This window comes from Coraliomargarita algicola, assembly GCF_033878955.1.
Classification (GTDB): domain Bacteria; phylum Verrucomicrobiota; class Verrucomicrobiia; order Opitutales; family Coraliomargaritaceae; genus Thalassobacterium; species Thalassobacterium algicola.
Genome location: NZ_CP138858.1, coordinates 1472117 through 1498384, shown reverse-complemented (window position 1 = coordinate 1498384; position 26268 = coordinate 1472117). Strand labels below are relative to the sequence as shown.

The window sequence follows — 26268 nt, the reverse complement described above, 5'->3', positions numbered from 1 at the left end:
AAACTATAAATCTCCAAAAACATACATAAAAACAAATATGAAAATCAAACCACTCGGTGAACGCGTTCTATTGAAGCGCATTGAAGAAGACGAACAGATCCGCGGCGGGATCATTATCCCTGATTCAGCTAAGGAAAAATCTCAGGAGGCTGAAGTTGTCGCTCTGGGCACTGGTAAGAAAGATGACAACGGTGACGTGGTCGCTTTCAACGTCGCAGTCGGCGATAAGGTTCTCCTTCCTCAATACGGCGGCACACCCGTCAAAGTCGATGGTGTCGAGTACATCCTGATCGATGAGGATAGCATTCTCGGCGTGATTGCATAAGTGCACTCCGCATCTCAACTCTAAAAACAAAATATAAAATAACATATTATGGCTAAGCAAATTCTATTTGATGAAGCAGCTCGCAAGAAGATCCTTAAAGGTGTCGAAACACTTTCACGCGCAGTGAAAGTCACACTCGGCCCCAAGGGACGCAATGTCTTGATCGACAAGAAATTCGGCGCACCGACTGTCACTAAGGACGGTGTGACTGTGGCTAAGGAAATCGATCTTTCCGATCCTTACGAAAACATGGGTGCACAAATGGTGCGCGAAGTCGCTTCCAAGACTGCAGACTCTGCAGGTGACGGCACAACAACTGCCACTGTTCTTGCCGAAGCAGTTTATCGCGAAGGCATCAAGAACGTCGCTGCGGGTGCAAATCCAATCTACCTCAAGCGTGGTATCGACAAGGCGGTTGCTGCCGCAACTGAAGCGTTCGCAAAGCAAAGCAAGAAGGTGAAAGACCGCGAAGAAATTCGTCAGGTGGCCACTGTTTCTGCTAACTGGGACCGCGAAATCGGCGACATCATTGCCGATGCAATGGACCGCGTCGGTAAGGACGGCACAATCACAGTTGAAGAAGCCAAGGGCATCGAAACATCCCTCGACGTGGTCGAAGGTATGCAGTTCGACAAGGGCTACCTCTCTCCTTACTTCTGCACCGATGCAGAAGCTCAGGAAGTGAACTTCGAAGATGCGCACATCCTCATCCACGAGAAGAAGATCAGCAGCCTCAACGAAATTCTGCCATTGCTGCAAGTTGTTGCCAAGACCAACAAGCCATTCCTCATCATCGCTGAGGACATCGAAGGCGAAGCCCTCGCTGCACTGGTTGTTAACAAGCTTCGTGGCACACTCAACGTGGCTGCGGTCAAGGCTCCTGGCTTCGGCGATCGCCGCAAGGCAATGCTGGAAGACATCGCTGTTCTCACTGGCGGCCGCTGCATCACTGAAGATCTTGGCATCAAGCTTGAGAACGTTCAGCTCAGCGACCTCGGTAAGGCCAAGCGCATCTCCATCGACAAGGAAAGCACAATCATCGTTGAAGGTGCGGGCAAGAGCTCCGACATCCAAGGCCGTGTTAAGCTGATCCGTAAGCAAATCGAAGCGACTTCCTCTGACTACGATCGTGAGAAGCTCCAAGAGCGTCTTGCTAAGATCGCTGGTGGTGTTGCCGTCATCAATGTGGGCGCGCAAACTGAGCCAGAAATGAAGGAGAAGAAGGACCGCGTCGACGACGCTCTGCACGCAACTCGTGCCGCAGTCGAAGAAGGCATCCTTCCTGGCGGTGGTGTCGCACTTCTTCGCGCTGCTGGTGCGATCGAGAAGGCTGCGTCTGCACTTGAAGGTGACGAAGCTCTGGGTGCATGGATCGTACGTCGTGCGATCGAGTCTCCACTTCGCCAGCTTTGCACCAATGCCGGTGTTGAAGGTTCCCTTGTTGTGGCTGAAGTCCTTAAGGGCAAAGGTTCCAACGGTTACAACGTCGCCACTGGCGAATACGTTGACTTGCTCAAGGCAGGTATCGTTGACCCAGCCATGGTGACACGCACTGCCCTTCAAAATGCTGGTTCTGTAGCTGGTCTGCTGCTCACAACTGAGTGCATGATCACCGACGAGCCCGAAGAAGGTGGTTCCGCTGGTGGTGGTATGCCAGACATGGGCGGCATGGGCGGCATGGGTGGCATGGGCGGCATGATGTAATCTCCCTTTTTGGAGATTCATTCGCTCACACCAAGCAATACATTCTAATCGCAAAGTCCCGACCGCAAGGTCGGGACTTTTTTTGCAACTATTTCTTCTGCATTCCGACTAGGGGATTGATTTGACTTAGGCGTACACTTTTACTCCGTCTGAATATGTTTCTTTTGCTTTAAATATGAGTCAATCCAGAGTAGTTGCCGCCGTCGAAATAGGGACGTCCAAAATTGCTGTGCTTTTGGGCGAAATCATTGGGGATGCAGGTCTCAATATTATCGGGCACTGCGTGGGCACTTCCAAAGGTGTTAAAAAGGGTGAAATTACAGATTTGGATAAGGCCAGCGACTGCGTGCATGCAGCTATTTTGAAGGCGGAGGAGAATGCGAAGACTCGGGTCGATGAAGTCTATTTGGCCCAGACCGGGCGTCACTTGATCGGGGATTTTAATGTTGGTAGCGCCAATATCAGCTCGGCTGATGGGATCGTCCGACGTGCAGATATTGATGCAGCTAAGGAAGATGCGAAACGTCGCACACTTCCACGTGACCGAACCTATATCCACCATATTCAAAATCCATTTACCTTAGACGGGCGTCCGGTAGACAATCCACTGTCAAAAGAGGGACGCCAATTACAAGTCGGTTACTGGTCCGTGCACGGGGACAGCGAGTCTGTGAGCGATAGCCTGCGTGTGATTCGTGGCATCGATCTGGATGTCAGCGATATGATTATTTCCAGCATTGCCTCCGGGGTGGTGCTACTGGAAGAGTCGGAGAAGGAAAATGGTGCGCTGGTCATCGATATGGGAGGCGGCACGACGGATTACGTGCTCTACCGCAAGGGCTTTATCGTGAAGACCGGAGTGATCCCAGTGGGGGGCGACCATATTACTAATGATTTAAGTATCGGGCTGCGGGTGGCACGTAAAAGTGCGGAAGAATTTAAGATTAAGAACGGTCGCGCTTATTACGAGAGCGAAGACCGCGATGCGAAGGTCTGGCTTTTTGGCGATATGACGATCGGCGATCGTGAGTATCCGCTGGCTGCCATCACTAAAATTATCGAGGCGCGCGTCGCGGAAGTCTTTGATATTATTAAGGAACAACTGGTTGCTGCCGAGATGTTTGAACCGAGCGATATCGCTTCGGGGGTGGTATTGACGGGCGGCAGTTCGCAGCTAACTGGGATCGAGGAAGCGGCCCATCGTCGTTTTGGGTTGGATGCACGTGTCTCTGAGGGGCCTAAAGATGTGGCTGAGGAACTGCGTATGCCAGAATATAGTACCACGCTCGGGCTATTGCACTACGCACTGACTGGACAGGAAGAAAGCCAACAAGAAGCCAAGCCCTCTGGTATTTTGCGCCGTTTGACAGGCTTATTTAACTAGGAATTATAGTGGATACGACAAGCGATATATTGTTTGACCAAGAGACCGCGCAGGCCGATCTGAAGATTAAGATTGTCGGTGTCGGTGGTGCGGGGACAAATGCGGTGGTGGGTCTCAAATTGGATAATTTGGGGGATGTGCGCTTGGCTGCTATAAATACTGATGCGCAGGCGCTCAATCAGTCGCCGCTAGCTGAAAAGCTGGTGATCGGACGTTCGGTTACACGTGGTCTCGGTGCCGGGGGTGAAGTTGAAATTGGCCGAGCGGCAGCAGAGTCGGATCGCGATGCCATTTCCCGTTTGGTCGGCGATGCGGATTTGATCATTATCGTTGTCGGATTGGGCGGCGGTACCGGGAGCTCAGCGGCGGCAGTGGTGGCCGAGGTTGCCGCAAAGACGAATGCTCTGGTGCTGGCTTTTGCCACCTTGCCCTTTAGCTTTGAAGGGGCGCGCCGTAAGCGCATTGCAGAAGAGAGTGTCGGCGAATTGCGCCAACTGGTGCACGGTTTAATTCCTTTGCCCAACGATGTTTTGCTGCAAGAGGGCGATGAAGACACGAGCGTGCTGAACGCTTTTGCAGTGGCAGACCGCTGGATCGGACGTGGTGTCAATTCGCTGTGTGCCATGTTACTCAAGACCGGGCTGATCAATCAGGACTTTAGTTCCTTACGCTCGGTCTTTCAGTATCGCGGGGGGAAGACGATTTTTGGCACCGGCACCGCGACCGGCGGCGATTATGTTAAAGATGCATTGGAAGAGTTATTTATATGCCCGCTTTTGCATCTCGGGGATCGTCCGGCACAGCTTGATCGTATTTTAGTGAATATCATCGGTGGCGCGGATCTTGGTATTGCCAAGGTGAACGAGATCATGACGCAAGTGACGCAGCGCTTTGGCTCGCGTGAAGATATCGTTTTCGGTGCGGTGATTGACGAGAGTCGTAGTCAGAGTATCGAGCTATGTATCCTAGGGAAGGCTGAGATTGGGCTTCCGGTGAACAGTGAAAAGCTTGTGGTGCCTGAGGCGAAGCATAAGCGAATCGCAACGCCTGGGCTCGGCCTTGAAACTGTGATTGGGCAGGATACCCGTGCGCCGCGTCCGGTGCATACGTCGAAGTTGCGGCAAAAGAAGCTTCCGGACGAGAGCCAGGATGAGTTTACTTTTGTCGATAACGAAGATCAACGCGGCTATTTCGATAAGACCGACCGCAACGACTATAACGACGAAGACCTCGACGTGCCCACCTTCATGCGGCGCGGTATCAAGATAAAGATCAAATAATATGCCTTGGTACATCTACCATGCTCTGAAGCAGTTGTTTCCTTCAGGGCGTTTCTTTTCCTTTTTCTCACTCATGTCTATCATGGGAGTGATGTTAGGTGTTTGTGTGTTGATTATCGTGCAGAGCGTGATGAATGGTTTTGGCGAAGGTATTCGCCAGCGACTGACCGAGACGCAAGGGGATATTCGTATTCGTTCCAGCGAAGTCATTTACGACTGGGAGGCGATCATGGATCGGGTGTTGGAGCAGGACGCAGTGATCGGCGCTTCGCCATTTGCGGAAGGAGTGATTATGCTGCAGCATCAGAATCGGCCACAGTTTCCTTTCGTTCGGGGAGTGGATCCATGGTCGGAAGAGGAGGTGGTTCCGCTGGAGAAGTTTTTGACCCTTGGGAATATGGAAGACTTCGATGATGACGGTGTCTTTTTAGGTGAAGGCTTGGCTTATGCGCTGAAAGCCGGTCCGGGCTCCGTGGTCGAGGTGTTTACACCCTTAATGCTGGAAGCTCTCAAGCAGGATGAAGTCTTGCTGCCGCGTGAGTTTAAAGTGGTCGGCCTATTTCGTACGGGATCGCCGCAGGTGGATGGCAATACGATGATCACGACTTTGCGGGTCATGCAGGAACTCTATGGTTTGGAAGATGGTGTGCATGGGATCGTGCTGAAATTACGGCCTGGGCAAGATGCGTACGAATACAGTGTCGATCTTGAGCGCGAGGTGTTGCGCCCCGGCTTGGATGCGGTCAGTTGGATTGAGTCCAATCAGGATTTTCTCTTTGTCATCGAGCAAGAAAAACGAGTGATCTCGTTTATTATCATTTTTATTATCTTGGTCGCTTCGTTTTCGATCGCGATTGCATTGATGATGGCAGTCATTCGAAAAACACGGGAAATCGGTCTACTGGTCGCCATGGGGGGACGGCCGCATCAAGTGGCGTATAGTTTTTGTTTTCAGGGCTTCGTGATCGGATTTGTGGGCACGGGGCTGGGCATCTTGATGGCGTTGATATGCTTGCATTATAGGCGTGGCATACTTTCGGTTTATACAGATATAACCAATACACAGGCGAACTTTCTAGGGCAATACGATGTCTACGAAATTCCCGTGCATTATTTAGCCTCCGATTTTATTACGGTGACCTGCTTCGCGCTCGTCATCTCCACGCTAGCCGGGCTCTTGCCGGCATTGCGCGCCGCCCGACTGAAACCCGCTGATGCGCTCCGCAGTGAATAGCGTCAGAATGCAGCGCTCAGATAACAGAAGTCAGAATCCCCCCATTTCAACGTGAACTCACAATCTAGCTTATTACTCGAAGCCAAAGCACTGGGGAAACAATTCCCCAGCTCTGACAATACTATTTCGGTGCTTGCCGGGGTCGACTTTGTGCTGCGGGCAGGGGAGAGTGTCAGCATCCGCGGGGAGTCCGGCAGTGGTAAATCGACTTTGCTCAATGTGCTTTCCGGCTTGGAACGTGCGGATGCGGGGCAACTTTTTTGGCAGGGGCAGAATGTGACGAAGTATTCACTGTCCAAGTTGGCGGCGGCTCGTACACGCTATATGGGCTTTGTCTTTCAGGCCTACTATCTGGCTCCGGAACTGAATGCTTTGGAAAATGTGCTATTGGGGGCACGCATCGCGGGGCGAGTGGATCGAGCCGTGAGAGAGCGCGCAGAAGCTTTGCTGGTGCGTGTCGGACTGAAGGATCGAATTAAGCATAGTTCGACTAAAATGTCGGGAGGAGAGCGTCAACGAGTGGCAGTGGCGCGGGCCTTGATCAATGACCCACCCTTGGTGTTGGCTGACGAGCCTACTGGGAATCTTGACGAATCGACTGGCCTTGCTGTGATGGATTTACTGCTGGAGATTGCGGGTGAATCGGATAAAAGTCTGGTGTTGGTGACGCATAATCCTGAATTTGCAGCGCGCACGCAGCGACAACTGACTTTGCACTTAGGAAAACTCACATAAACCCCTTCATCGAGGGGGCGCGTGCAGTTTCTCATTACAATTTATATATAATGGATACGCATAAACTTAGAATTGGATTTATTGGTGCTGGAGCGAACACTCGCAAGATGCACATACCAGGTTTTCATAAGCTGGAGAATGTGGAACTCGCTGTGGTGGCCAATCGCAGTGTGGAATCCGCGGAAGATGTCGCGAAAAAAAATGGTATTCAGCGCGTGGCTAAAAATTGGCGCGAGGTGGTTGAAGATCCTTCCATTGATGCGGTGTGTATCGGAACCTGGCCCTACCTCCATGCTGAGGCGACTATTGCCGCTCTGGAAAATGGTAAGCATGTGCTGTGTGAAGCGCGCATGGCCTGCGACTTAGCAGAGGCCCAAGCAATGTTGGCCGCCTCACAGGCCCATCCCGAGCTGGTGGCGCAGCTCGTCCCAGCTCCATTTTCCTTGGATTTTGATGCGACTATTCGTGAAATGATCGAAACTGGCAAATTGGGGAAGCTATTGGAGGTGCGTGTCGTGCACACCGGCGGTCAATCGGCGAATCCCGAGGCCCCCATGACCTGGCGCCAAGATGTCGCTTTAAGTGGCAAAAATATAATGACGATGGGGATCATGCACGAGACCGTGCAGCGCTGGGTACAAGATGAGCCCAGCTGGTTGCTGGCAGATGGTGCCGTCTTTCAGCCAGAGCGAAGCTATCCCGGTTCTAAGGAAGTGATGCAGGTGAGTATTCCCGATAGTCTCAGTGTGATGGGGCGTTTTGCAAAAACCGGTGCACGCATGGTGTATCACTTTAGTAGTGTGGAGTCTGGTAAGCCACGTATGGAGTTTCGCTTAAATGGCTCTAAAGGAGCGCTGCGCTTTGATACGTATGAGACCGCCTTGCTCTTTGCCCCAGCGGGCGAAGTTGAAGAGAAGAAGATTATACTCTCGCGCGCCGAAAGTCGCGGCTGGCAGGTGGAGGCTGATTTTGTCCATTCGATACGTGAAGGCGCACCCGTTAAGCTCACTTCCTTTGAACAAGGCGTGCGTTATATGACTTTTACTGAAATGGTTGCGCAGTCACTCGCGGGGGATTCGCAACGAGTGGAGTGGATCGGGTAGGGGGCCGCGTGAGGCTTTGTGGAAAAATATGCCTTATCGCGTAATGGAGTCTTGCATGTCGTCCATTGTAGTCTCAATACTGTCTCAATAAGAAATATGGACGCCGAAAGTAATACGACCTCAGATATTCGAGATACCTTTAAGGATTTTCTCAGCAGCAAAGGGCTGCGTGTGACCAATCAACGCTTAGCCATCTTTGATGCTGCTTACGAGCATCCTGATCATTTTACGGCGGAAGACTTATTGGAGCGTGCGCGGGTAATTGACGACTCTGTCTCGCGTGCGACCGTGTACCGTGCCTTACCGATTCTAACTGAAAGTGGCTTGATTCGTGAAGTCGATGTCGGGCGCGACTATAAGTTCTACATGGCGAACCGCAACGCCACCACCTTTCAGGCTCAAGTCATCTGCTTGGACTGTGATAAGATTTTTGAAATCGATGCCCCCTTCATGGAGTGGTATGGCAAGACGGTCGCCGATAAGCTTGGACTAAACGTTGAAAGTCAGCGCCTACAGGTGACCGCACGTTGCGATGAACTCCAGACGGCAGGCATCTGCAAACGCAGTGGCAAGAAAGCCTCTTAGTTTCGCTTCGCTATAGCTGCGGCTCGGCCACCTGCTTGGGCTCGGCCACCTCGAAGCGCACGCCGAGCATGTTGTAGTCTGCGTGAGTGCCTTTCTCGAATTGAACTCCCTTGGGGGGATTGATCATACGTCCATCGACCACGATTGGGATTTCACGGGGGTGATAGCCTGGAGCACTGAGTCGAGCGGTGTAGGGGCCATCAGCCATGTCCTGCAGCGGCATTAGATTACGTCCTATTTTTAGGTTTTCCAGCTTGTAGCTTACAGTGCCATCGGGTGCGATCAGTTCGATAGTGGCGCCCGGACCATCTTTACCGTATTGATTAAAGGCCAGGCTCATTTCGTTGGCATAGCGCACGCCGATATGCACCACTCCCGGGGCTCGTTCGGTGGCCTTTGGGCCTAGCGCGATAAACAGCGAGCCGACGATGCCTGTGAGCACTAAGAGAGCGACCACGACGATCGGGCCTTTAATTTCGAGAGTTTTTGCCATGCATTAGATCAAATGAGTCGTATCCGTCGGCTTGTCAACTGACGGTAGGCGCTGTCGGCCGGTGGTGTGAACGATTCTGGGCGGCGCAGCCAAGCCAGCGGCGTAGGGCGTGTTGCCGAGCGGCGTGGTGTCGTCGTGTTTGTGTGCGACCTCGGATCTAGAGTTTTGATTCTATTTCGTGCTTGTTTCGAGGGGGTAAGGTGTTTTCATCGCCGCTCTTATGAAACGCACCCACCATTGCTCGCAACTCCGTGCATCGGATCAAGGCTCGACCGTCACTCTTTGTGGCTGGGTCGATTCTGTTCGTGACCACGGTGGTATTTTATTTGTCGACCTTCGCGACCGCGAGGGGCTTACTCAAATCGTTCTCGACCCAGCTAATCAGGGACTCGAATCCCAGTTTGGCTCGATTAAACCTGAATCGGTGATCGCGGTTTCCGGTAAAGTGGAGGCGCGTTTTGGCGGTACTGCCAATGCAAAGCTCGCCACGGGAGAGATCGAAGTGCATGCTTCAGAATTGGAAATATTGAATGTTTCCAAAACGCCTCCTTTCCCGATGGATGATTCGGCCGACAAGGTGAGCGAAGATTTACGCATGACGCACCGCTACCTGGACCTGCGCCGCGCCACCAATACCAAAATGCTGCGCATGCGCCACGCTACGAGTCGTGCCATTCGCAACTATATGGACGATCAGGCGTTTATCGAGATTGAGACGCCAATGCTGTTTAAGAGCACGCCCGAGGGCGCGCGCGAGTTTCTGGTGCCCAGCCGCATGAACCCAGGCGCTTTTTACGCGCTGCCACAATCGCCACAGCAATACAAGCAAATGCTGATGGTGGGCGGCGTGGAACGCTACTATCAATTGGCACGCTGCTTCCGTGACGAAGACCTGCGTGCAGACCGTCAGCCGGAGTTCACTCAGGTGGATATCGAGCTTTCCTTCATCGATCGTGAGGACATGTATGAGCTGATCGAAGGTCTGATGAAGCGCGTCTGGAAGGACGTGATCGATGTGGACATCGAGACACCATTCCTGCGGATGAGCTACTACGACGCGATGAACCGCTTCGGTGTGGATAAGCCGGACATGCGTTTTGGTCTGGAGTTGGTGGACTGCTGCGAAATTTTTAAAGCTTCCAGCTTCAAGGTCTTTTCCGGGGCCATTAAATCGGGTGGGGCGGTCAAAGCTTTCAACGCCAAGGGCCTCGCCGATCTCACCCAAGGCGAACTCCGCAGCTTGGAAGATTCTGCCAAGGCACTCGGTGCCAAGGGCCTCGCCTTTATCAAGTGCGAAGGGGGCGAATGGAAGTCTCCCATCGTCAAATTCTTCTCCGACGAAGAAAAAGCCGCGCTCAGTGAATTGCTGCAAATCGAAGATGGCGATATCGTCTTCTTCGCAGCCAGCGAGTGGGAGCGTGCTTGCACTATTCTTGGCCGTGTGCGCTTGGATGCGGCACAGCTCTTGGTCAAACGCGGTAAGCTGACCATCGATCCCAACGATTACAAATTCCTCTGGGTGATTGAGTTCCCACTGATGCTCTTTGATGAGGACGAAGGTCGCTTCGTTTCTTCGCACCACCCCTTCACTTCGCCCGTTCCGGAAGACATTCCTCTATTGGATTCCGATCCTAAGGCGGTGCGTGGTCAGCACTATGACCTTGTGCTCAATGGCGTGGAGCTCGGCGGCGGTAGTATTCGTATTCATCAGCCTGCTCTGCAGAAGAAGGTGTTCGAAGACGTGCTCAAGATCCCTGCCGACGTGGTGGAAAGTCGCTTTGGTTATATGCTCAAGGCTTTCGAATATGGCGCGCCTCCGCATGGTGGTATCGCCTTCGGCCTCGATCGCATGGTCACCATTTTGACACAGCGCACCAGTATCCGCGACGTGATCGCCTTCCCGAAGAATCAAAAGGGGCAGGAAATGATGACGGCCAGCCCGGGTATTGCGACAGAGAAGCAGTTGCGCGACCTGCATATCAAGGCCGTGCTTCCGAAAAAGGAATCGTGAATTAAGACTGGAACCCGGAGACTGCTCCGGGTTTCTTTATGTCCATGCGCTTTTCGCGATTTCTCTCTTTTATACTCCTCGTTTGTCTGGCTGCCCCCGTTTGGGGGCAGATGACTCCCAACGCCCCAATTAAGAACTTTCGCCTTCCACGCTTCGGCGATAATGGTTACACGCAGTGGGTTTTGCAGGGGGCGCAAGGCATCTACGACAGCGAGGAGCAAGTGCGAGTCGAGGGCATGGCTATGCGTGTGTATACCGGTGATGAACGTATGGCGCTCGAACTGTCGCTGGATAGCCCTGCTGCGACCTTGCGCTTGCACGAGAACCGCGCCTATTCGGAGGAGGCGATTGAGATCGTTGGGGCCAATTTTAATATTTCCGGCATCGGCTGGGAGTGGTCTGGTGCCACTAAAGAGATTGTGGTCAAAAATCAGACGGTGGTGAAATTTACGCAAGGCATTGCCGGGGCCTTTGTGGATACTGGAGCTTCTGAAGGCGCTGTGGTTAGCGAGACGGAGATCCATAGTGAGCGTCTCGTCTTACGCACTACCGAGGAAGAATACTATTTTGAATTTACCGGTGGGGTGCATGTGGTTTCCAACGATATGGATTTACACAGTCAAACGCTGATCGCGTTGGCAGATGCTCCCGCAGGTAAGGCTGAGCGCGTGGCTACGGCGGTCGCCCCGAGTGAGCTGGATTCTATTCGTCAAATTATCGCGCGAGAGAATGTGGTGATTGTGCAGAGTGGTAAAACGGTCAAGGCCGATGAAGCGCAGTTTTATCCTCGTGAGGGCAGGGCCAATCTGGCTGGTTCCGCGAGTATTGTGCTCAAGGGGGCCTATCTGAGTGGTGAGACTATTCGCAGTCAAACCGGTGAGATTATTATTGAGGGCAGCTCATCTACGGGGCGCTCACAAATGATTTTGACTGAGACCGGCGGCCTCGGGCTACAGGGCGCAGCGGCTCTGACCTCTGAGACCATCGTATTAGCCGATACGATTACCATGCGAGAGCAACCTGGCGAAAACCATTTCCTGTTCAATGGTTCAGTGGAAGTGATGTCAGGTGCCGTGCAGATGCGCTCTGCGCGTATGATGATTACCGCCAACCAATCTCAGCCAGCTAAGGCCACGCCAGGGGAGGCAGATACCGAGCTCAAGGTCGGCGAGGTGAAGAATATTGTTGCCGACGGCGGTGTACACATCGAGCAAAACGGGCAGATTGCCACGGGGGAGAAAGTTACCTTTTTCCCTGCTGATGAGCGTGCCGTCCTGACTGGGGACCCCAAAGTGACCAATGGTGAAGCTATCGTGACCGGGCAAATGATGGAGCTCAAACCCAAGCTCGCCATCATTCGAGGCGACGAGGCCGTTCCCGTTGTCGTGCGCCTGCCTGAAATGCCCGACCTAGGTTACGAAACCTTTACACCTAAGGATACCACGGCTTTTGCTGAGGAAAAAGTAGAGCCGGTTGAAATGCCCGTTCAAGAGCCAGAACTAGAAGCGACGGTTGTCACCAGTAAGTTACTTCGGATGGTTGAAGAGTCGACGCGCACAGTTTTTCACTTTAGCGAGGGCGTCCGAGTGACGGCGACCAATCTGGAAACTACTTGTGATCGCCTCGACGTGATCGCCCGCGAGTCCAGTGAGGCCGGTTCCAATGCACCTTTAGCGGTGGAACGTATTGAAGCGCTGGATCATGTCGTCATTCAGCAGACCGTTCGCACCGCGACCGCTAAGAAAGCTATTATTCTCCCGCAAGAGGGCAAGTTGGTGTTGGAAGGGGAGGCCGTGGTCGAAGATGATCGTGGCAAGGTGAGTGGTCACCGCATGACACTTTTGCAAGGGCAGCGTCGTGCCATTGTCGAAGGTGGGGGCCCCGAGGGCGAACGCGCTCGTATCACATTGCCCGAAATGCCAGGCAGCAAATAGTCAGTCAATGCGTCAGTCGTGAGTTGGAGGCCGAACCGTAGTGTTTTGCTGCGAGTGCCACACTTGCTCCGCTACTCCAGCCGCGTTTTATCCGCTTTTTTCTGAATCGGTCACTATATCAAGCCATTCTTCTGAATTTCCTTTAACTTGTTGGCATCCACCACATCGGGCGCACGCTTGTCCTTTCCAGCGGTTTTGTGGTAGCGCCCCGTGACTTTGTCTTTTTCGTAGCGGGTGAAACCGTTCTTTTCGACATTTTCGTCGGACAATTTATTTTTGGTCGCGCCTTCAGTGTATTTGCTGGAGACGTTGGGTGAGTGAAAGACCTTGCGCACTGGATTACCGGTTTTGGGGTGGGTCTTCAGCGGCTCGTCGGCCATACGCTGAATATATTCGAAGGCTTCGCCGTCGGAGCCATCGGGGAGAATTTCTTGATATACGTAAGTGGGCATGTTGTGTCAGGGTTGAAAATAATGTAGGTATTAAAAAATTGAATGCAGTCAGTCGCAACAATCAACTCGCTTCGTATCCTAAAGCGGTTCTATTTGAGGCTTGTCGTGCTTGGTGAGTCTATCTTATAATAGACAGCTCTAATACTTCTACCCCGAAAATAAAGTTTACGTATGAATGTCTTACTCCTCGAAGATGATCCCGAGCTTTCAGCAGTCGCTTGTGAGCAAATTGAGAGTCGTGGTCATAAAGTCTTTTCCGCATTGGACATTGCCCATGCTAAAGCGATTCTCGACGATGAGAGTGTTCATGTCGACATCCTCATCGCCGATCAGCAGGTCCCGGACGGGAATGGCTCGCTGTTTGCCGTCGAAACGAAGGGCAGGGCAAACGGAATTAAGGTTGTTGTTGTTTCTGGGATGCTTGGAAATGAGGATATTCAACAACTTCAAGCGAATCATATCGCCTACTACAATAAGCCATCTCTCTATTCAGAGATTGTGGAAGATTTGATTCAAAAACACTTTCCTGAGCTTGGTGGGCGTCACACTTAGGTCACGTAAGATTTTGGTTTGAGTAGTTAATTCAATGTTGAATTAATTTGTGGGATACACTGTGATCGTCGACCTATGTCGACTCTATCCCACAGCCCTCTCCTGCGCATGATTCGTTGTGTGCACCTGCCTTTTACCGCGATCATCAATCAAGCATTGATTACTCGCGGTCTACTCGCTCTTTCGTTGGTCAGCAGTGCGACGCCACTGTGCGTGTGGGCTGATGTTGCAGAAACGACGACCGATCGGGTGATTGTGCCCGTCGATTCGGAGGCTTTCGTTTTTTCACCGGGAAATTGGACGGGAGATGACGACCGTTCGGGTCATGTTTTTAGGCAAACTTGGAATCCAGGTGCCTATTTTCGCGTGACTTGGGAAAGTTCAGCAGCAGTTTCTGAAGCGAGTATCTTACTCGATACTTCGACTTATACCAAAGATACTGGGGTGCCTCGAATCTCTTACTCCATCGACGGGCGATGGACTTTGAACCAGGCCTGCACTGAGGAGATTCAGATCAAAAATTTAAAAGGCGCAGGGCGGCACGAACTCTGTGTATATTTGAGTGGATCCCAGCAACAAGACCGTTGGGGTGAGCCGGGGAAGTCAGGTCTGAATGTATTACGTGTGCTAGGAGTTCAATTGGATGCACAGAGTCGACCGATCGCCAATTCCTCCGATGCTCGCTGGGCCTTGATCGTCGGAGATAGTATTACTGAAGGTATAGGAGCCAGTCCACTTTTGTCATATTCGTATTTGGTCGGTCAGGCACTGCGCAGGATTGGTTGGGAGTATGGTGTGAGTGCCTGTGGTTGGAGTGGTTGGCTCAATAAGGGCGATCAGCCTCCAGGGGATGTTCCGGGCTATTATGTCATTTCAGGCTCTAAGGACGGAGTGGGCGGCAGCTATCACGACGAGCTTAGTCGTTGGAATAAGATCGATGGCAATAATCACTCTTTATTGGACAGCCAGGGGCGCATCAGTGGGCACGGGGAACTCAATCAAGAGCCGTCTTTGATTCTGATCAACTATGGTCCTAACGATACCTTGCACCGATCCGATCCGAGTGATACTCGCGCCAGTATTGTGCAGGCGCTGGCAGCTTTGCGTCGTAGCGCTCCTGAAGCTCATATCGTGCTGATCATTCCTTTTGGGCAATATTACGCGGATGCACTGCAGCAGTCGGTCGTTTTGCATCAGCAGGATCATCCTGCAGATGATAAGATCGCGATCATTGATCTGGGAGTGGAGGCTAAGAATGCAATTTATAGCGATAATTCGCCTTACGGCGGGCTACATCCAAATGATCGTGGCTGTGCTAATTTTGCAGCTCAGATCATTGCAGAGTTGGTGACGCTATTGAATCAGTAAGTGCTATTGTGAGAGTTCGCTAGCTTAGGTCCAATGGACCTCGCAGAGAAGTGGGCGGTGGTCAGATGCGATTGTTGCGAGCTCTGAGCTGATCGTAGTGAAGCTGTACTGGCTAAATTCGCCCCTGATCGCAATGCGATCCAGTGCGAATAAAGCGGGCTTGACCGGGAAGGTTTTGAATGTGGAGCAGATCTTAAACATTGCCATGCATTCCCGGAAGTGTCCGCGCCACGGCAGCCACTCATTGAGGTCGCCGAGCAAAACACAGTTCTTATACTGCGCGCTCATTATATAGGGGCGTAGGCTACGGGTTTGTTGCCGACGCTCTTTAATTCGTATGTCGAGGTGTGTGGTGATGACCCGTAAATCATGCCCTTTAGGTCCTATGTCTGCGATAATTGCGCCGCGTGGTTCACCTGTTTGGCTGGGGAGCTCGATTCGTTGGATTTGTTCCGGTGGCTCGCGTAGTAGCAGCACGTTACCATAGTCGGCGCTAGGTTTACGCATGGTTTTACCGTAGAGGACTGAGCGATAGGGCAGATGCTCCAGTTGGCGTAAAAAATCGCGGTCGAGGCGGTCATCGCTATGCACTTCCTGTAATCCTACGATGTCGGCGTCGGCTTGCCGAATGACTTCGAGAATGCGGTCGGGGGATTCCCGTCCATCGCGGCCGATGCAGCCGTGGATGTTGTAAGACAGTATGCGCACTATTTGATGAATTTTTTGACCCCGAAGCTGAGTCCTAGCAGCGCGGCAATGCCGAGCCCTAAGTAGAGCCATGTCTGCCAGCTGGGATCGGAGTAGGCACTTTTGGCTTGGTGAGTCACGAATACCACGCCCAGCATGCCGGGCAGCATGCCCAGGCAGGAGCCCGCAACGAAGGTGCGCAGCTTCATCTTAGAAATGCCGGCCACCAAGTTCACGACGACGAAGGGAGCTATGGGGACCAGCCTCAAGAGGGCGACCGACAGCACGCCGCGATCTTGTATCTTTTTGCTCAAGCGATCGAGTCGATCATGGAAGAGCTTTTCCAAAACAGGATAGCCGGCCATTCGACCGACATAGAGCGCTGCCACCGCGCTGAGTAGGGAGCCGCCAAAACCACATGCAAACGCCGCCCATGGACTGATCACAAGTGTGGCCGACACTAACAACACGTTAATTGATATGCCGGTCATTCCCGCGAGAAAGAAAATACCGAAGAGCAGGGGCAACTTCCAAGGGCTTTGATTCAGCGATTGGAAAAACGTTTCGACAGATTCTTTATCGATCACGCTTCCCCAAGCCTCTTTCAAACCTAGGCCCAGTAAAAAGACCGCAGCGATGCTGGTAGCGATGATCGCATAGCGTTTCCAATTATGAGACGATTGATTGGAGTCATCCGAACGGGTGGCTTTGCGCAGCCAATAGCCCAAGTCGATCGGATCATCTGGATCGAGTAGTTGCGTGTCGGCCAGTTTGCGACGAACGGGGCCGGCGCAGCCAATCTCCAAATTACGGAGCTGATGGTGGCTCCCCTTGCGCAGGTCTCGTATCGTTTGGTTGATCGAGTTCGTGGAGGCTAGTGATTGATCGACTTTGTCTTGGCTATGTCCGAGGTGAATCCCGAGCAGGCGGCGTAAGAGTTCGGGCGCGGCTTCGGCGGCCTCGTCTAATCCGAGTGTCATCATCACTTCGGAGTCTACTTTCATGGAGCGATTACTTAGATTGGCGGAGCCGACCATGACAGCACGATCGTCGCAAATCATAGTTTTCGCATGCACATAGACTTGGCTCTCATTGCCCGCCTCATCGCTGACGTGTGGGAAGTAGGCCCCGAAACGACTATGGGTGTCCGCCTCGACTAATTTTTCTAACAAACGACAGCGCAGTAATCCTAATGTGCCTTCTTCCAGCCAGCCTCCCGTATCTTGAGTGAGAATAATGATGATCTCCGGCCCCTCCTCTTCGCCTAGTCGTTCAATTAAGGCATCGGTGATGGTGTGCGAAGATAGGTATTGATTCTCGATGTAAATATAGCGTTCGGCCGCCGCGATCATATCCAGGTGCAGTTCTTCGATTTGAGTGACTGCGGGGTATTCTTTGTATTCAGAATAGGTGAGTGCAAAGACGGCATTCGCGTTCTCAAAGTTTGGCTGTATGCTTTCAGGCCAAACTGTATTTTCGGAGCTAGGATTGGGCCAAGGCGCTTCTTCTTTTGTCGCGCGCTGCCAGCGTTGGCGGCAGAGTTCGTCCAGGGCATGCGCCGCAGGGCCGGTGACTGCAGTGTGTATGTCGTGATAGGGCTGATACTGCTCGCCATCGGGCGTGACACGCAGTGGGTCCTCTGGTTGGTGCGCTTGGGTGTCCCAACGCCAAGTGCTCAAATCCAAGCCGCCACAAAAGGCAAATCCGCCGTCGACCATCACCACTTTTTGATGATGTGACGCGCCCACGTTGATTTCGGAGTCCGTGACCAAGTGCAGGCGCGGGTGCGGATCTTGTCGGAAACGGGTAAAGGGCAGCCATTCGCGCTCGGTTAAATAAACCATCGAATAGTCCCACAGTAGAATGTAGATTTCGAGTTCCGGTTTCTGCTCTAGGAGAGCGTAAATTAGATCGACCAACTTGGTGGGGTATTCGTCTTTAGGAGATTCGTCGCGTAGTAATTCGATTTCTCCTTTGAAGTCCCAAGCCAGCAGGCAAATGTATTTTTCTGCTTGTATCACGGCTTCGCGAAAGGCGCGAAAGTAACTTTCGCCATCGACGATAAAGGCACCTCTGCCGGAGTTGGCTTGCTTCCAATAGTTGGCACCTTCACGTAGGGGGGTGAAGCCTGCTCCGAGGCTCTCTTGCTGTTGTTTTTCTGTAGGTAGGCTCATATTTAATTATTATTGGAAGATTCCGTAACGCCCACTGCATAGAAGGAGCTGTGCCAGTTTTTGCTCCCGATGCGCATCCCCTTACAGCTAAGGGCTTAAGCTTTATAATGACTAGGGATCGCTATTCCGGTCGTGCAGTATGCAAACAGGTGTGGTCTTTTGATCGTGCAATATGCACTTTTTTGAGTCCATTGAGGCAGGCTGATACGTTTGTGATTTCTTAAGTGTTTATATCACAGGATCTTGTAATTTGGTCGAAAAGTTGGCACGGCACTTCCTATAAGTTAAATCCTGATACAAAATCAGGCTACAACAACAATCCAACAACCGGAAAATTATGAACGATATACTCAAAAAATCAGGTCTTATTCTCTCACTTATCTTTGCTGCTTTCGCGATGACAGGCTGCGAAGACAACAACTTGGAAGATGCTGCCGATGAGGTCGGCGACGCTTTTGAAGAAGCTGCGGACGATGTTAAGGACGCTACCAACTAAGCGTGTAATAAGATGAACATTCTATTTAAGCGCTCTCGTTACTTGCGAGAGCGCTTATTTTATATTGAGCTTTAAAACTCTCCAGATTCCCCAATAAAAATAACGTAGGTGCTATGAATATTCTAGTCGTTGACGATGAACAAAACATTTTAAGAACAACCTGTATCGCCTTAAAAACGATGGGGCATCAAGCTTTTCAGGCCTCTTCGTCGCGTCAGGCGGAACGTGTGCTCAACGAAGAGCCGATTGATGCGATTATTTTGGACATGATGCTGGGCAATGAAAATGGGCTCGATTATCTGGATAAGTTGGAGGCCGAGGGCGAACACCCGCCGGTAGTTGTCTTTACCGCCCACTCTTCGATTGAGACGGCGGTGCAGTCGATGAAACGCGGCGCCTACGATTATATACAAAAGCCCTTCATCCCAGAAGATCTGCGACAGCTCTTAGCCAAGCTTGAAAAGAGCCTCGCGGACAGTGGTAAGTTGAAAGAACTAAAGGGGATCATAGAGTCTTCGAATCCCACTTTGCAGTTCGAGTCGAATGAACCGGAAATGCAGGAGACATTTCGTATTGCGACCAAGGCGGCCGCTTCGGAGGCCAATATTTTAATCCTAGGTTCGAGTGGTACGGGGAAGACGATGCTGGCGCGTCACGTACATGCCAATAGTCAACGTCGCGACAAACCATTTGTGACGGTGAACTGTCCAAGTTTATCAAAAGAACTGCTCGAAAGTGAGCTCTTCGGGCATATTAAAGGCTCCTTCACCGGGGCGACTAAAGATACTTGGGGCAAAGTTTCTGCGGCCGATGGTGGCACACTTTTTCTAGATGAAATCGGTGAAGTGGCGCTCGAGATTCAGCCGAAATTACTGAGGCTGCTACAGGATCGTGAATTTGAACGCGTCGGTGAAACACGCACTCGTAAAGCAAACGTCCGCGTATTGGCTGCGACTAATCGTGACCTTTCTAAAGAAGTAGAAGCCGGCACCTTTCGAGAAGATTTGTTTTATCGACTTAATGTGATCGGGCTACAAATGCCCTCCTTGCGAGAGCGTCCAGGCGATATACTTTCGATCACTCAAAGGTATGTCGACTTTTTCGCGGCTCAGTTGGGACGCGGGCGAGTCGTGCTCGCTGAGGATGCACAGCAGGCGATCGTGGATTATGCTTGGCCAGGCAACTTGCGAGAGCTCAAAAATGTGATCGAACGTTCGCTGATACTAAGTGAGGGACAAGAATTGACCAAGGCCGATTTGCCCGTTGAGTTTCATGCCGAGTCTGAGGGACGTATCACTACGGGAAGCCTCATTAGCTTGGAGGAGCTTGAAGCCGCACATATCAAGCGTGTGGTGGCTAAGACGGCTAGTTTAGACGAGGCGTCAAACGTATTAGGTATCGATCCGGCCACACTCTATCGCAAACGTAAGAAACTCGGCCTTTGTTAGTTATGAAGTTGTCGCTGCGCTCTCGCATCTATCTCGGTATTTTACCGCTGTTGCTACTGTTCCTGGGAATCATGTATTTCCTGGTCTTGGATGTGAAGTGGCTCTATCGCGATACAGAGGAAATTTCTTATACCAAATTAGCGCTCAGTCGCAACTTGGGGGATGTCCAGAGTACCTTGTATGCTCTGGAAGTCTTGTTGGATGAGGGCGAAGGCTATTTGGGACGCGATCGAGATCGGGTGAGTTTGAGACGTTTATCGGTACGCATTGATCAAGGCGCCGAGAAACTGCAGCTTTCAGATATCATGCAGTTGAAGCTACAGGAGTTTATGGAAGATGATCGAAGTTTTAATGGGAATCTTCAATCCATCGCTGAGTTGGCAACCCATTTGTCGGAAGGGCAAGGCGACCCCAAAGCACTGTATGCTTTAATCAAAGAGACCAATGATGCGGCACGGCAACTGCGCAATACCATCAATGAGTCACTCATGCAGATTCAGGCGCAAATCAAAAAACGCGTCGAGATTCTTTATGCTGTCGTGATTGGGGGCATGCTGATTGCCATTGTTTTAACGCTCGCGATATCCACCATACTATGGCGCCGGATTATCTGTCCTATCGAAGCGATCGCGCATGGTATGGAAGATTTTGGGTCCGATAGTGAACGACTCGATATTGAATATAACGAGAACGATGAGTTGGGAAAACTCGCTCGCAGCTTGGAGGGGATGACTTTTAGACTTAAAGAGTATCAGGAGTTGACCAACGAAAAACTGATTCGATCCACGAGTGCCATTCGCTCTATTTTAGATCAATCTCCCGATGCGTTTTTCATTTTTCGGAAGAACTGGAGCCTACTTATTTCAGTCCCAGTGCCAGCCATTTGTACTCGCAGTCGACCTTGAAAGATCAGCTGCCCCGCGAAGTGAGGGAGCTGCTACTAAAAACAATTGAAACGAATGAGCCACAGTTATCGAAGGAAATGAACGATGCCATACGCATAACTGCTGCGGGGGAAGATAAGTGGTATTTGGTGCATGCGTTTCCGTTTGATGCGCCCGACGCGGGCGACTTTAGTTATCAATCCACACACGCAAAGCCAAGTATCGCAGTCATATTCCAAGAGGCGACTTTGCTTAAACTATCGGATAGCTTGCGGAAAAATTTATTGGCAACAGTGAGCCACGAGTTGAAGACTCCGATCACCAGCGCACGTATTAGCCTCTACTTGCTTTTGGAGCAGCAACTCGGTGAGTTGAATTCAGATCAAATCGAGCTGGTGGAAACTGCTCGCGACGACGTGAACCGTCAGTTGTCCACTATTGAGAATTTGCTCGATCTCTCGCGGGTGGAAGAGAATACCGACGAGCTTGATATCTCAGAGTTTCCGCTATGCGACCTCGTCGCCGAGTCGATTGACGCACACCAGGATGTGGCGACCGCTCACGATGTGAGCCTGAGCTATACCACCCCTGAATCTTCTATCATGCTGCAGGCCGATAAAGAAAAGCTGCGTATCGTGCTGAATAATTTGGTGGTCAATGCGATCAAATATTCTGATTCCGGGCGAACCGTTGAAATACGAGCTTTTCAGCAGAAAGATTTCTGCCGTGTCGAGGTGCGGGATCAAGGCCCAGGCATGGATGAAGAAACAGTGAATACGATCTTTGACGCTTACACGCGTGGGAACGCGACGGGGGCAATTAAGGGCACTGGCTTGGGGTTGAAAATCTCCAAGGATATCATCGATGCCCATCAAGGGAAGATTGGCTGTATCAGCAAATTGGATGCAGGCAGCACATTCTATTTTGAGTTGCCGATATTGTGAGTGTTTGAGCCATTTAGCTATTAAGTTCAGCGACAAATGAGCTCCGACGATTGTAGCGGCTCATGGCTAGGCGCCACCAAGCTGGCAACGTGGCTTGAGGCGCGGTCCAAATTTCTTTATGTAATCGGCTCAGTGTTGAAGCGTCATTCAGTATGCGATTTTTTTCGCTGGGGCTAAGGGCTTGTGCGCCCTCTCGTATTAAACGGTCTCCCAAGTTTTGTAGCTTTTCAGTCGTCTTAACCGGTTGCTTCTGGCGGCGTGGTAGGAAGTGAACGTGTAAAGACAGAATGTAGGGATCCAAGATTGTTTGCAGTAGTGCAAAGTCTTCTCGGAGTGTCTCAATCGGCTGGGCGACTTTAGGCTGCGCATTTTCGGCAGCTGTTAACTTATCGAAGATTGCGGGTGTTTCGATCTCATCTGGTGTTACCAATAAATTGTGAGCCTGCAGCCAGCGCGCAAAATTATCGTGGCTACTGGTGACCGAGAGTGGGATCGCTAGTAGCCAGCCGATCAATACCGGACACATCCAATAGAAGAGTAGCGGGTCTATGGCCAACGCTAGAATCATCCAACATAGGCCCACTAGTGTTTGGCCATGTTGTGCCGCGAAGGCTGCGCCCCAGGTCGTATGGCTCAGACCTCGGTTCTGAGCGTTCCATGTCACACGCTTGCCAGTTAGAGTGCCAAGTACGAAGGCGCTGTGGAAGAGCATTAAACTGGGCGCTAGTAAGGTGAAGAAGCTGATCTCGCCCAATATACCGATGCATGCACGCAGGCCACCGCCGAATTGTTGACGAAAAGAGCCATCGAGCATGACTCGTGTCATGGTGAATAGTTTTGGTAAGAATATCAGCGAAAATGTGAGGAGGAGAATTGCGATCCCGTGCAGGCTCAAGCTCTCGGGGGAGAGTGCAAATAAAGCCGGACGTGTGAGTAAGCTTAAACCACTACTTTCCCAGCTGTATGCTATGAGAGTGCTCAGGCCTATGAACAGCAGCCAGAGTGGTGCGGCTAGGTAAGCATAAATACCATTGAGCATATGGATACGATTTAAGAAGGGGATCTTGGCGAAGAGGGCGATCCAGGCGTGCTGTAAGTTTCCCTGGCACCAGCGCCGGTCACGTTGTGCAAAGTCGAGCAAGGTCTGGGGGAGTTCTTCGTAGCTATCTTCCATGTCATAGGCGAGCCAAACCTCATAGCCAGCTTTACGCATCAGCGCTGCTTCCACAAAGTCGTGACTGAGCACGCGGCCGCCGAGTGCACTACTGCCAGGCAGTTCCGGTAGAGCGCATTTTTCTATAAAGGGGCGCACTCGAATGATGGCATTGTGGCCCCAGTAGTTCCCATTGCCTTGTTGCCAAAAATTAAGTCCTGCCGAGCTGATTTCGCCATGGATACGGTTGGCAAATTGTTGGAGACGTGCAAAGAGTGTCTTCGCACCTGTCAGGCGTGGAGCTGTTTGTAGAATGCCAATTTTTGGATTTGCTTCCATCATTCGCACGAGCTTGATGAGACAGTCCGCGGACATTAAACTGTCTGCATCAAAGCAGACCATGTGCTCAAAATGGCTACCCCAGCGACGGCAGAAATCGCTTACGTTGCCGCTCTTTTGATTGATGTTCGAGATCCGGTGGCGATAGATGATTTTTGTTTTTGCATCTCGCTTCCTCGTGAGTTGCAACCATTGCCGTTCCTCTTCGATCCAGCGGTTCGGATTGGTCGAGTCGCTGAGTATGAAAAAGGTGAAGTGTTCGATCACACCGGCTTCTTCCAGCGCTTCATACATGGCTTCAATGCCACTGAAAAAGCGTGTGGGGTCTTCGTTATAAATGGGGAATAATAAGGCGACCTTAGAATTTATCAGCGCCTCGCCTTGTGGCAGTTCAGGTAGGCTATTCATTATATTCAATCGGTCCTTACCACCTAATGTGACTAAAAAGCCAAAAAGCGATTGGCAAAAGCCAAAGGCGAGGCCAGCAGTGAGTACGGTGTAGATCGCCAAAAGCGTCCATTTCGCGGGCGAGAATCCAGTTCTATAGAGCCAGTCTGCAAACAAGAGTAGGGTCGTGATCACGATCCCAGCAAATGTTACAAAAAACAGATATCGTCTGGTGGGCGAACTGGGAGAGGCGCATTCAGTGGCAGTGTTCATCGGGCGAAAATATAAACGATATAAAGGGTGACACTCACGATTGACAGCTTGAGCGCTTTTAGGAGTGCTGGGTGCCGTTGCAGGTAGCGTTCTGTGGAGTCCGTGACCTCATCGATGGCATCGAAGCGCAGAGAGGGTGCACCCATGGAAGTGCGACGTAAACTCGGCTTGGCCTGGCTTTGATAGTGGGCTCGGATTGCTGTTAGGCGTGGTTCATCGATGGGAGAATTAGCTAAAATAATATCGGCGGCGTTTTGAGGGATCTTTGCCGCCTGTAGCGCTAGATACAAATCTTCGACACTGACTGGCTGCTCTGTCAGGCCAGCAGCGTTTGAGACTGCTGTCACCCCTGAGCGAATACGATTCAGAGCGATACGAGCCGCAACTGTTTCGAGAGCTTGCTCTTTTTCATGTGTGGATGCCACTATAGCTTCTTCTAGGATCTCTAGGCAATACTGACTTCGAGTGACAGCATGGCTGAAGCCATAGGCGCGCAGCAGTGCGTCGATTCGATTGTAGGCCAAATCAGTCTGCGCGTCTGTTGGCAGGTGGCTTAGTGTTTCCATGTGTAGTTCCAGCGTTCGGATACTTGATGCCCTTCGCGTAAGAGTTGAGCCGACATTTTGTAGGGGCTCTCCGGCTGGCGCCCTTGAGCAGTCTTAAAGTTTGCGAAGACGCGGATACGATCTTCAGGCTCATTGTATTGAATGATGGGCGCTTCGATCGCTTCGGCACCGCCATATTCGAAGCCTACGCTTAAGCCATCAATTTCATCCAATTCTATCGATTCAGGACGGCTGAACTCGATGATGACCGTGCGTGCAGTGCTGTCTAAGGTACGTTGTCCCACTCTGGTTTCCAGCACTTTGGCGAGTTCATGTGTCGGATCTTTTGTTTGAAGGGTAATTCTATAAGCAAATTCTGCACTGTCTTGTATGCTGGCGTCTATATCCGGCTTCCAAAAGGCGGTGACGTTGTCCGTTGCTTCTGTGTCGGTTCCGAATGTGTAGAGCACGACTTCTCCGGTAGACCACTTACCGATCGGTTCGATCCATGCAGATGGGCGGCGTTGGTAGTTGGCTTCGAGATCTTTGTAGTTTCTGAAATCTCGATCCCTTTGCAGTAGCCCAAAGCCGCGTAGTTTTGCTGTAGGTAGGCGTTGTATGGTTTGGCCCGGAAGGTTTTCAATTGGGAACCAAGTCCATTCATTGTTGGCATGCACTAGCATTCCATCAGAGTCATGCACTTCCGGGCGCCAATCAGTTATGCTGGTCCTGTTGCTATTTTCACCGTGCACAAACATACTTGTTAAGGGGGCGATACCGACTTCAGAGGCGCCACCGTCCCGGAAAAATAATCGCGCGTGCACATCTATTTGAGTGATGCCTTGTGGGCGTATATCAAAGCGGTATGCGCCGGTTACTTTTTCACCTTCCAGCAGCGCGAACACAGTCAATCGCTTTGAGTCTGCTTGTGGCTTTTTGAGCCAAAGTTTGGTGAAGCGTGGGAAATCTTCCTGATCACCGATTGTGTTCATGCTTAATCCTCGCAGTGAGAGGCCAAAATCCTGTCCTGCCCCAAGGGCTCGGAAGTAAGAGCTTCCCAGAAATACAATGAGTTCATCATACACATCTTGCTTGTTGACCGGGTATTTGACGCGAATGCCTGAGTAAGCTTTAGGCTTTGTAAAGAAACCAGGGTCATAGCCACTGTTTCCATAATCAAAGGCATTCTTCATAAAAGGGATCTCTTGTGCATGTGTGTCAGAGGCCTCATAGATCTTAACTTGATCGTTGAACAGATGCCCGGGGTGGAAGAACTCTACTCGGAATTTGGAGTCGGTGTTCCACCAAAGCGCTTCCGAGGGACGAAATCGGATTTCTCGATATTGGTCGTAATTTAGCGACTGTAACTCCTGCGGGAGTGCTTCTGGCGTGCGCGCTGGTTGTTCGATTAGTGCACGGGCTTCACTCGCAACTGCGTCGAGTGTAATTTGATTACGTTCCTGTTGAGCCTGTAAAGTGCTCAAGGCGCAAAATACGAGGAGTGATCGGTTTATTTTTATCATATCTTTGGCGGTGTTCATATACCTGTTTGAGATACGCTTACTTGCTATATGTTGCTTCGCGCCATTCGCTAAGCGGAATCTATGCCATCATGGATTCGCTCATGGGGGGGGCACATGGAATACTGTTGTGTTGCAGAATGCATTCATGTCGGTCGGTATTAAGATGCAGTTTGCATGATATTGTAGGCGCTTTGTCCGGGGATCGCGGGTTCGTTCAATCCGTACTTAGATTTTGGGCTCTATGTTTTGTGCCGA

At 51.4% G+C, this 26268-nt stretch carries 23 protein-coding genes; 16 read left to right on the top strand and 7 right to left on the bottom strand.

Going from position 1 to position 26268, the window contains the following annotated elements:
• The first annotated feature begins 37 nt into the window (after positions 1 to 37).
• From SH580_RS05715 to SH580_RS05680, 8 genes are all read left to right on the top strand, one after another.
• Complete coding sequence (locus SH580_RS05715) at positions 38 to 325, top strand: co-chaperone GroES (protein ID WP_308948964.1); 288 nt, start codon at positions 38 to 40, stop codon at positions 323 to 325.
• A gap of 48 nt (positions 326 to 373) precedes the next feature.
• On the top strand, positions 374 to 2029 hold the full coding sequence (gene groL, locus SH580_RS05710; RefSeq protein WP_345786215.1) for a chaperonin GroEL: 1656 nt from the start codon (positions 374 to 376) through the stop codon (positions 2027 to 2029).
• Positions 2030 to 2204: 175 nt separating this feature from the next.
• A complete protein-coding gene (gene ftsA, locus SH580_RS05705; protein ID WP_319834050.1) occupies positions 2205 to 3413 on the top strand; it encodes a cell division protein FtsA in 1209 nt (402 codons plus the stop codon).
• 8 nt (positions 3414 to 3421) lie between these two features.
• Complete coding sequence (locus SH580_RS05700; protein ID WP_319834049.1) at positions 3422 to 4693, top strand: cell division protein FtsZ; 1272 nt, start codon at positions 3422 to 3424, stop codon at positions 4691 to 4693.
• Between the two features lies 1 nt (position 4694).
• Complete coding sequence (locus SH580_RS05695; protein ID WP_319834048.1) at positions 4695 to 5927, top strand: FtsX-like permease family protein; 1233 nt, start codon at positions 4695 to 4697, stop codon at positions 5925 to 5927.
• A 51-nt stretch (positions 5928 to 5978) separates the two neighbouring features.
• On the top strand, positions 5979 to 6662 hold the full coding sequence (locus SH580_RS05690) for an ABC transporter ATP-binding protein (protein ID WP_319834047.1): 684 nt from the start codon (positions 5979 to 5981) through the stop codon (positions 6660 to 6662).
• A gap of 50 nt (positions 6663 to 6712) precedes the next feature.
• Complete coding sequence (locus SH580_RS05685; RefSeq protein WP_319834046.1) at positions 6713 to 7765, top strand: Gfo/Idh/MocA family protein; 1053 nt, start codon at positions 6713 to 6715, stop codon at positions 7763 to 7765.
• A gap of 96 nt (positions 7766 to 7861) precedes the next feature.
• The gene (locus SH580_RS05680; RefSeq protein ID WP_319834045.1) at positions 7862 to 8350 is read left to right on the top strand and encodes a Fur family transcriptional regulator; all 489 of its coding nucleotides are present in this window, start codon (positions 7862 to 7864) and stop codon (positions 8348 to 8350) included.
• Positions 8351 to 8360: 10 nt separating this feature from the next.
• Here SH580_RS05680 and SH580_RS05675 read toward each other — a convergent pair whose 3' ends face one another.
• Entirely contained in the window at positions 8361 to 8843 is a 483-nt protein-coding gene (locus SH580_RS05675; RefSeq protein ID WP_319834044.1) for a hypothetical protein, read from the bottom strand.
• Positions 8844 to 9063: 220 nt separating this feature from the next.
• Between SH580_RS05675 and aspS the strand changes: the two genes are divergently transcribed.
• Both aspS and SH580_RS05665 read left to right on the top strand, forming a co-directional pair.
• Entirely contained in the window at positions 9064 to 10854 is a 1791-nt protein-coding gene (gene aspS, locus SH580_RS05670; RefSeq protein ID WP_319834043.1) for an aspartate--tRNA ligase, read from the top strand.
• Positions 10855 to 10964: 110 nt separating this feature from the next.
• The gene (locus SH580_RS05665; RefSeq protein WP_319834042.1) at positions 10965 to 12788 is read left to right on the top strand and encodes an LptA/OstA family protein; all 1824 of its coding nucleotides are present in this window, start codon (positions 10965 to 10967) and stop codon (positions 12786 to 12788) included.
• 113 nt (positions 12789 to 12901) lie between these two features.
• Here SH580_RS05665 and SH580_RS05660 read toward each other — a convergent pair whose 3' ends face one another.
• Complete coding sequence (locus SH580_RS05660) at positions 12902 to 13240, bottom strand: FmdB family zinc ribbon protein (RefSeq protein WP_319834041.1); 339 nt, start codon at positions 13238 to 13240, stop codon at positions 12902 to 12904.
• 171 nt (positions 13241 to 13411) lie between these two features.
• Between SH580_RS05660 and SH580_RS05655 the strand changes: the two genes are divergently transcribed.
• On the top strand, positions 13412 to 13792 hold the full coding sequence (locus SH580_RS05655; protein ID WP_319834040.1) for a response regulator: 381 nt from the start codon (positions 13412 to 13414) through the stop codon (positions 13790 to 13792).
• Positions 13793 to 13867: 75 nt separating this feature from the next.
• Entirely contained in the window at positions 13868 to 15160 is a 1293-nt protein-coding gene (locus tag SH580_RS05650; RefSeq protein WP_319834039.1) for an SGNH/GDSL hydrolase family protein, read from the top strand.
• Between the two features lie 24 nt (positions 15161 to 15184).
• On the opposite strand, the gene SH580_RS05645 is transcribed toward SH580_RS05650, so the two are convergent.
• Positions 15185 to 15868 carry an endonuclease/exonuclease/phosphatase family protein gene (locus SH580_RS05645; RefSeq protein ID WP_319834038.1) on the bottom strand — a complete coding sequence of 228 codons (684 nt, stop codon included), beginning with the start codon at positions 15866 to 15868 and terminating at the stop codon, positions 15185 to 15187.
• Positions 15868 to 18021 (bottom strand): VTT domain-containing protein, encoded by a 2154-nt coding sequence (locus SH580_RS05640; RefSeq protein ID WP_319834037.1) that lies wholly within the window; start codon positions 18019 to 18021, stop codon positions 15868 to 15870. Before SH580_RS05640 ends, SH580_RS05645 begins: the two co-directional genes overlap by 1 nt.
• Before the next feature lie 337 nt (positions 18022 to 18358).
• Between SH580_RS05640 and SH580_RS05635 the strand changes: the two genes are divergently transcribed.
• The 4 genes from SH580_RS05635 to SH580_RS05620 all read left to right on the top strand — a co-directional run bounded on the left by SH580_RS05635 (position 18359) and on the right by SH580_RS05620 (position 21793).
• Positions 18359 to 18517: a hypothetical protein gene (locus SH580_RS05635; RefSeq protein ID WP_319834036.1), complete on the top strand. Its 159-nt coding sequence runs from the start codon at positions 18359 to 18361 to the stop codon at positions 18515 to 18517.
• Between the two features lie 113 nt (positions 18518 to 18630).
• Positions 18631 to 19965, top strand: a complete 1335-nt coding sequence (locus tag SH580_RS05630; protein ID WP_308948523.1) for a sigma-54-dependent transcriptional regulator — start codon at positions 18631 to 18633, stop codon at positions 19963 to 19965.
• A 2-nt stretch (positions 19966 to 19967) separates the two neighbouring features.
• Positions 19968 to 20870 (top strand): HAMP domain-containing protein, encoded by a 903-nt coding sequence (locus SH580_RS05625; RefSeq protein WP_319834035.1) that lies wholly within the window; start codon positions 19968 to 19970, stop codon positions 20868 to 20870.
• Complete coding sequence (locus tag SH580_RS05620; RefSeq protein WP_319834034.1) at positions 20867 to 21793, top strand: sensor histidine kinase; 927 nt, start codon at positions 20867 to 20869, stop codon at positions 21791 to 21793. Before SH580_RS05625 ends, SH580_RS05620 begins: the two co-directional genes overlap by 4 nt.
• A 13-nt stretch (positions 21794 to 21806) precedes the next feature.
• Here SH580_RS05620 and mdoH read toward each other — a convergent pair whose 3' ends face one another.
• From mdoH to SH580_RS05605, 3 genes are read right to left on the bottom strand one after another with little or no spacing between them, the layout of a single operon-like run.
• On the bottom strand, positions 21807 to 23945 hold the full coding sequence (gene mdoH, locus SH580_RS05615) for a glucans biosynthesis glucosyltransferase MdoH (protein WP_319834033.1): 2139 nt from the start codon (positions 23943 to 23945) through the stop codon (positions 21807 to 21809).
• The gene (locus SH580_RS05610; RefSeq protein ID WP_319834032.1) at positions 23942 to 24511 is read right to left on the bottom strand and encodes a hypothetical protein; all 570 of its coding nucleotides are present in this window, start codon (positions 24509 to 24511) and stop codon (positions 23942 to 23944) included. The genes mdoH and SH580_RS05610 overlap by 4 nt, the downstream gene beginning before the upstream one ends.
• Entirely contained in the window at positions 24499 to 26013 is a 1515-nt protein-coding gene (locus SH580_RS05605; protein ID WP_319834031.1) for a glucan biosynthesis protein, read from the bottom strand. The genes SH580_RS05610 and SH580_RS05605 overlap by 13 nt, the downstream gene beginning before the upstream one ends.
• Positions 26014 to 26268 lie beyond the last annotated feature (255 nt).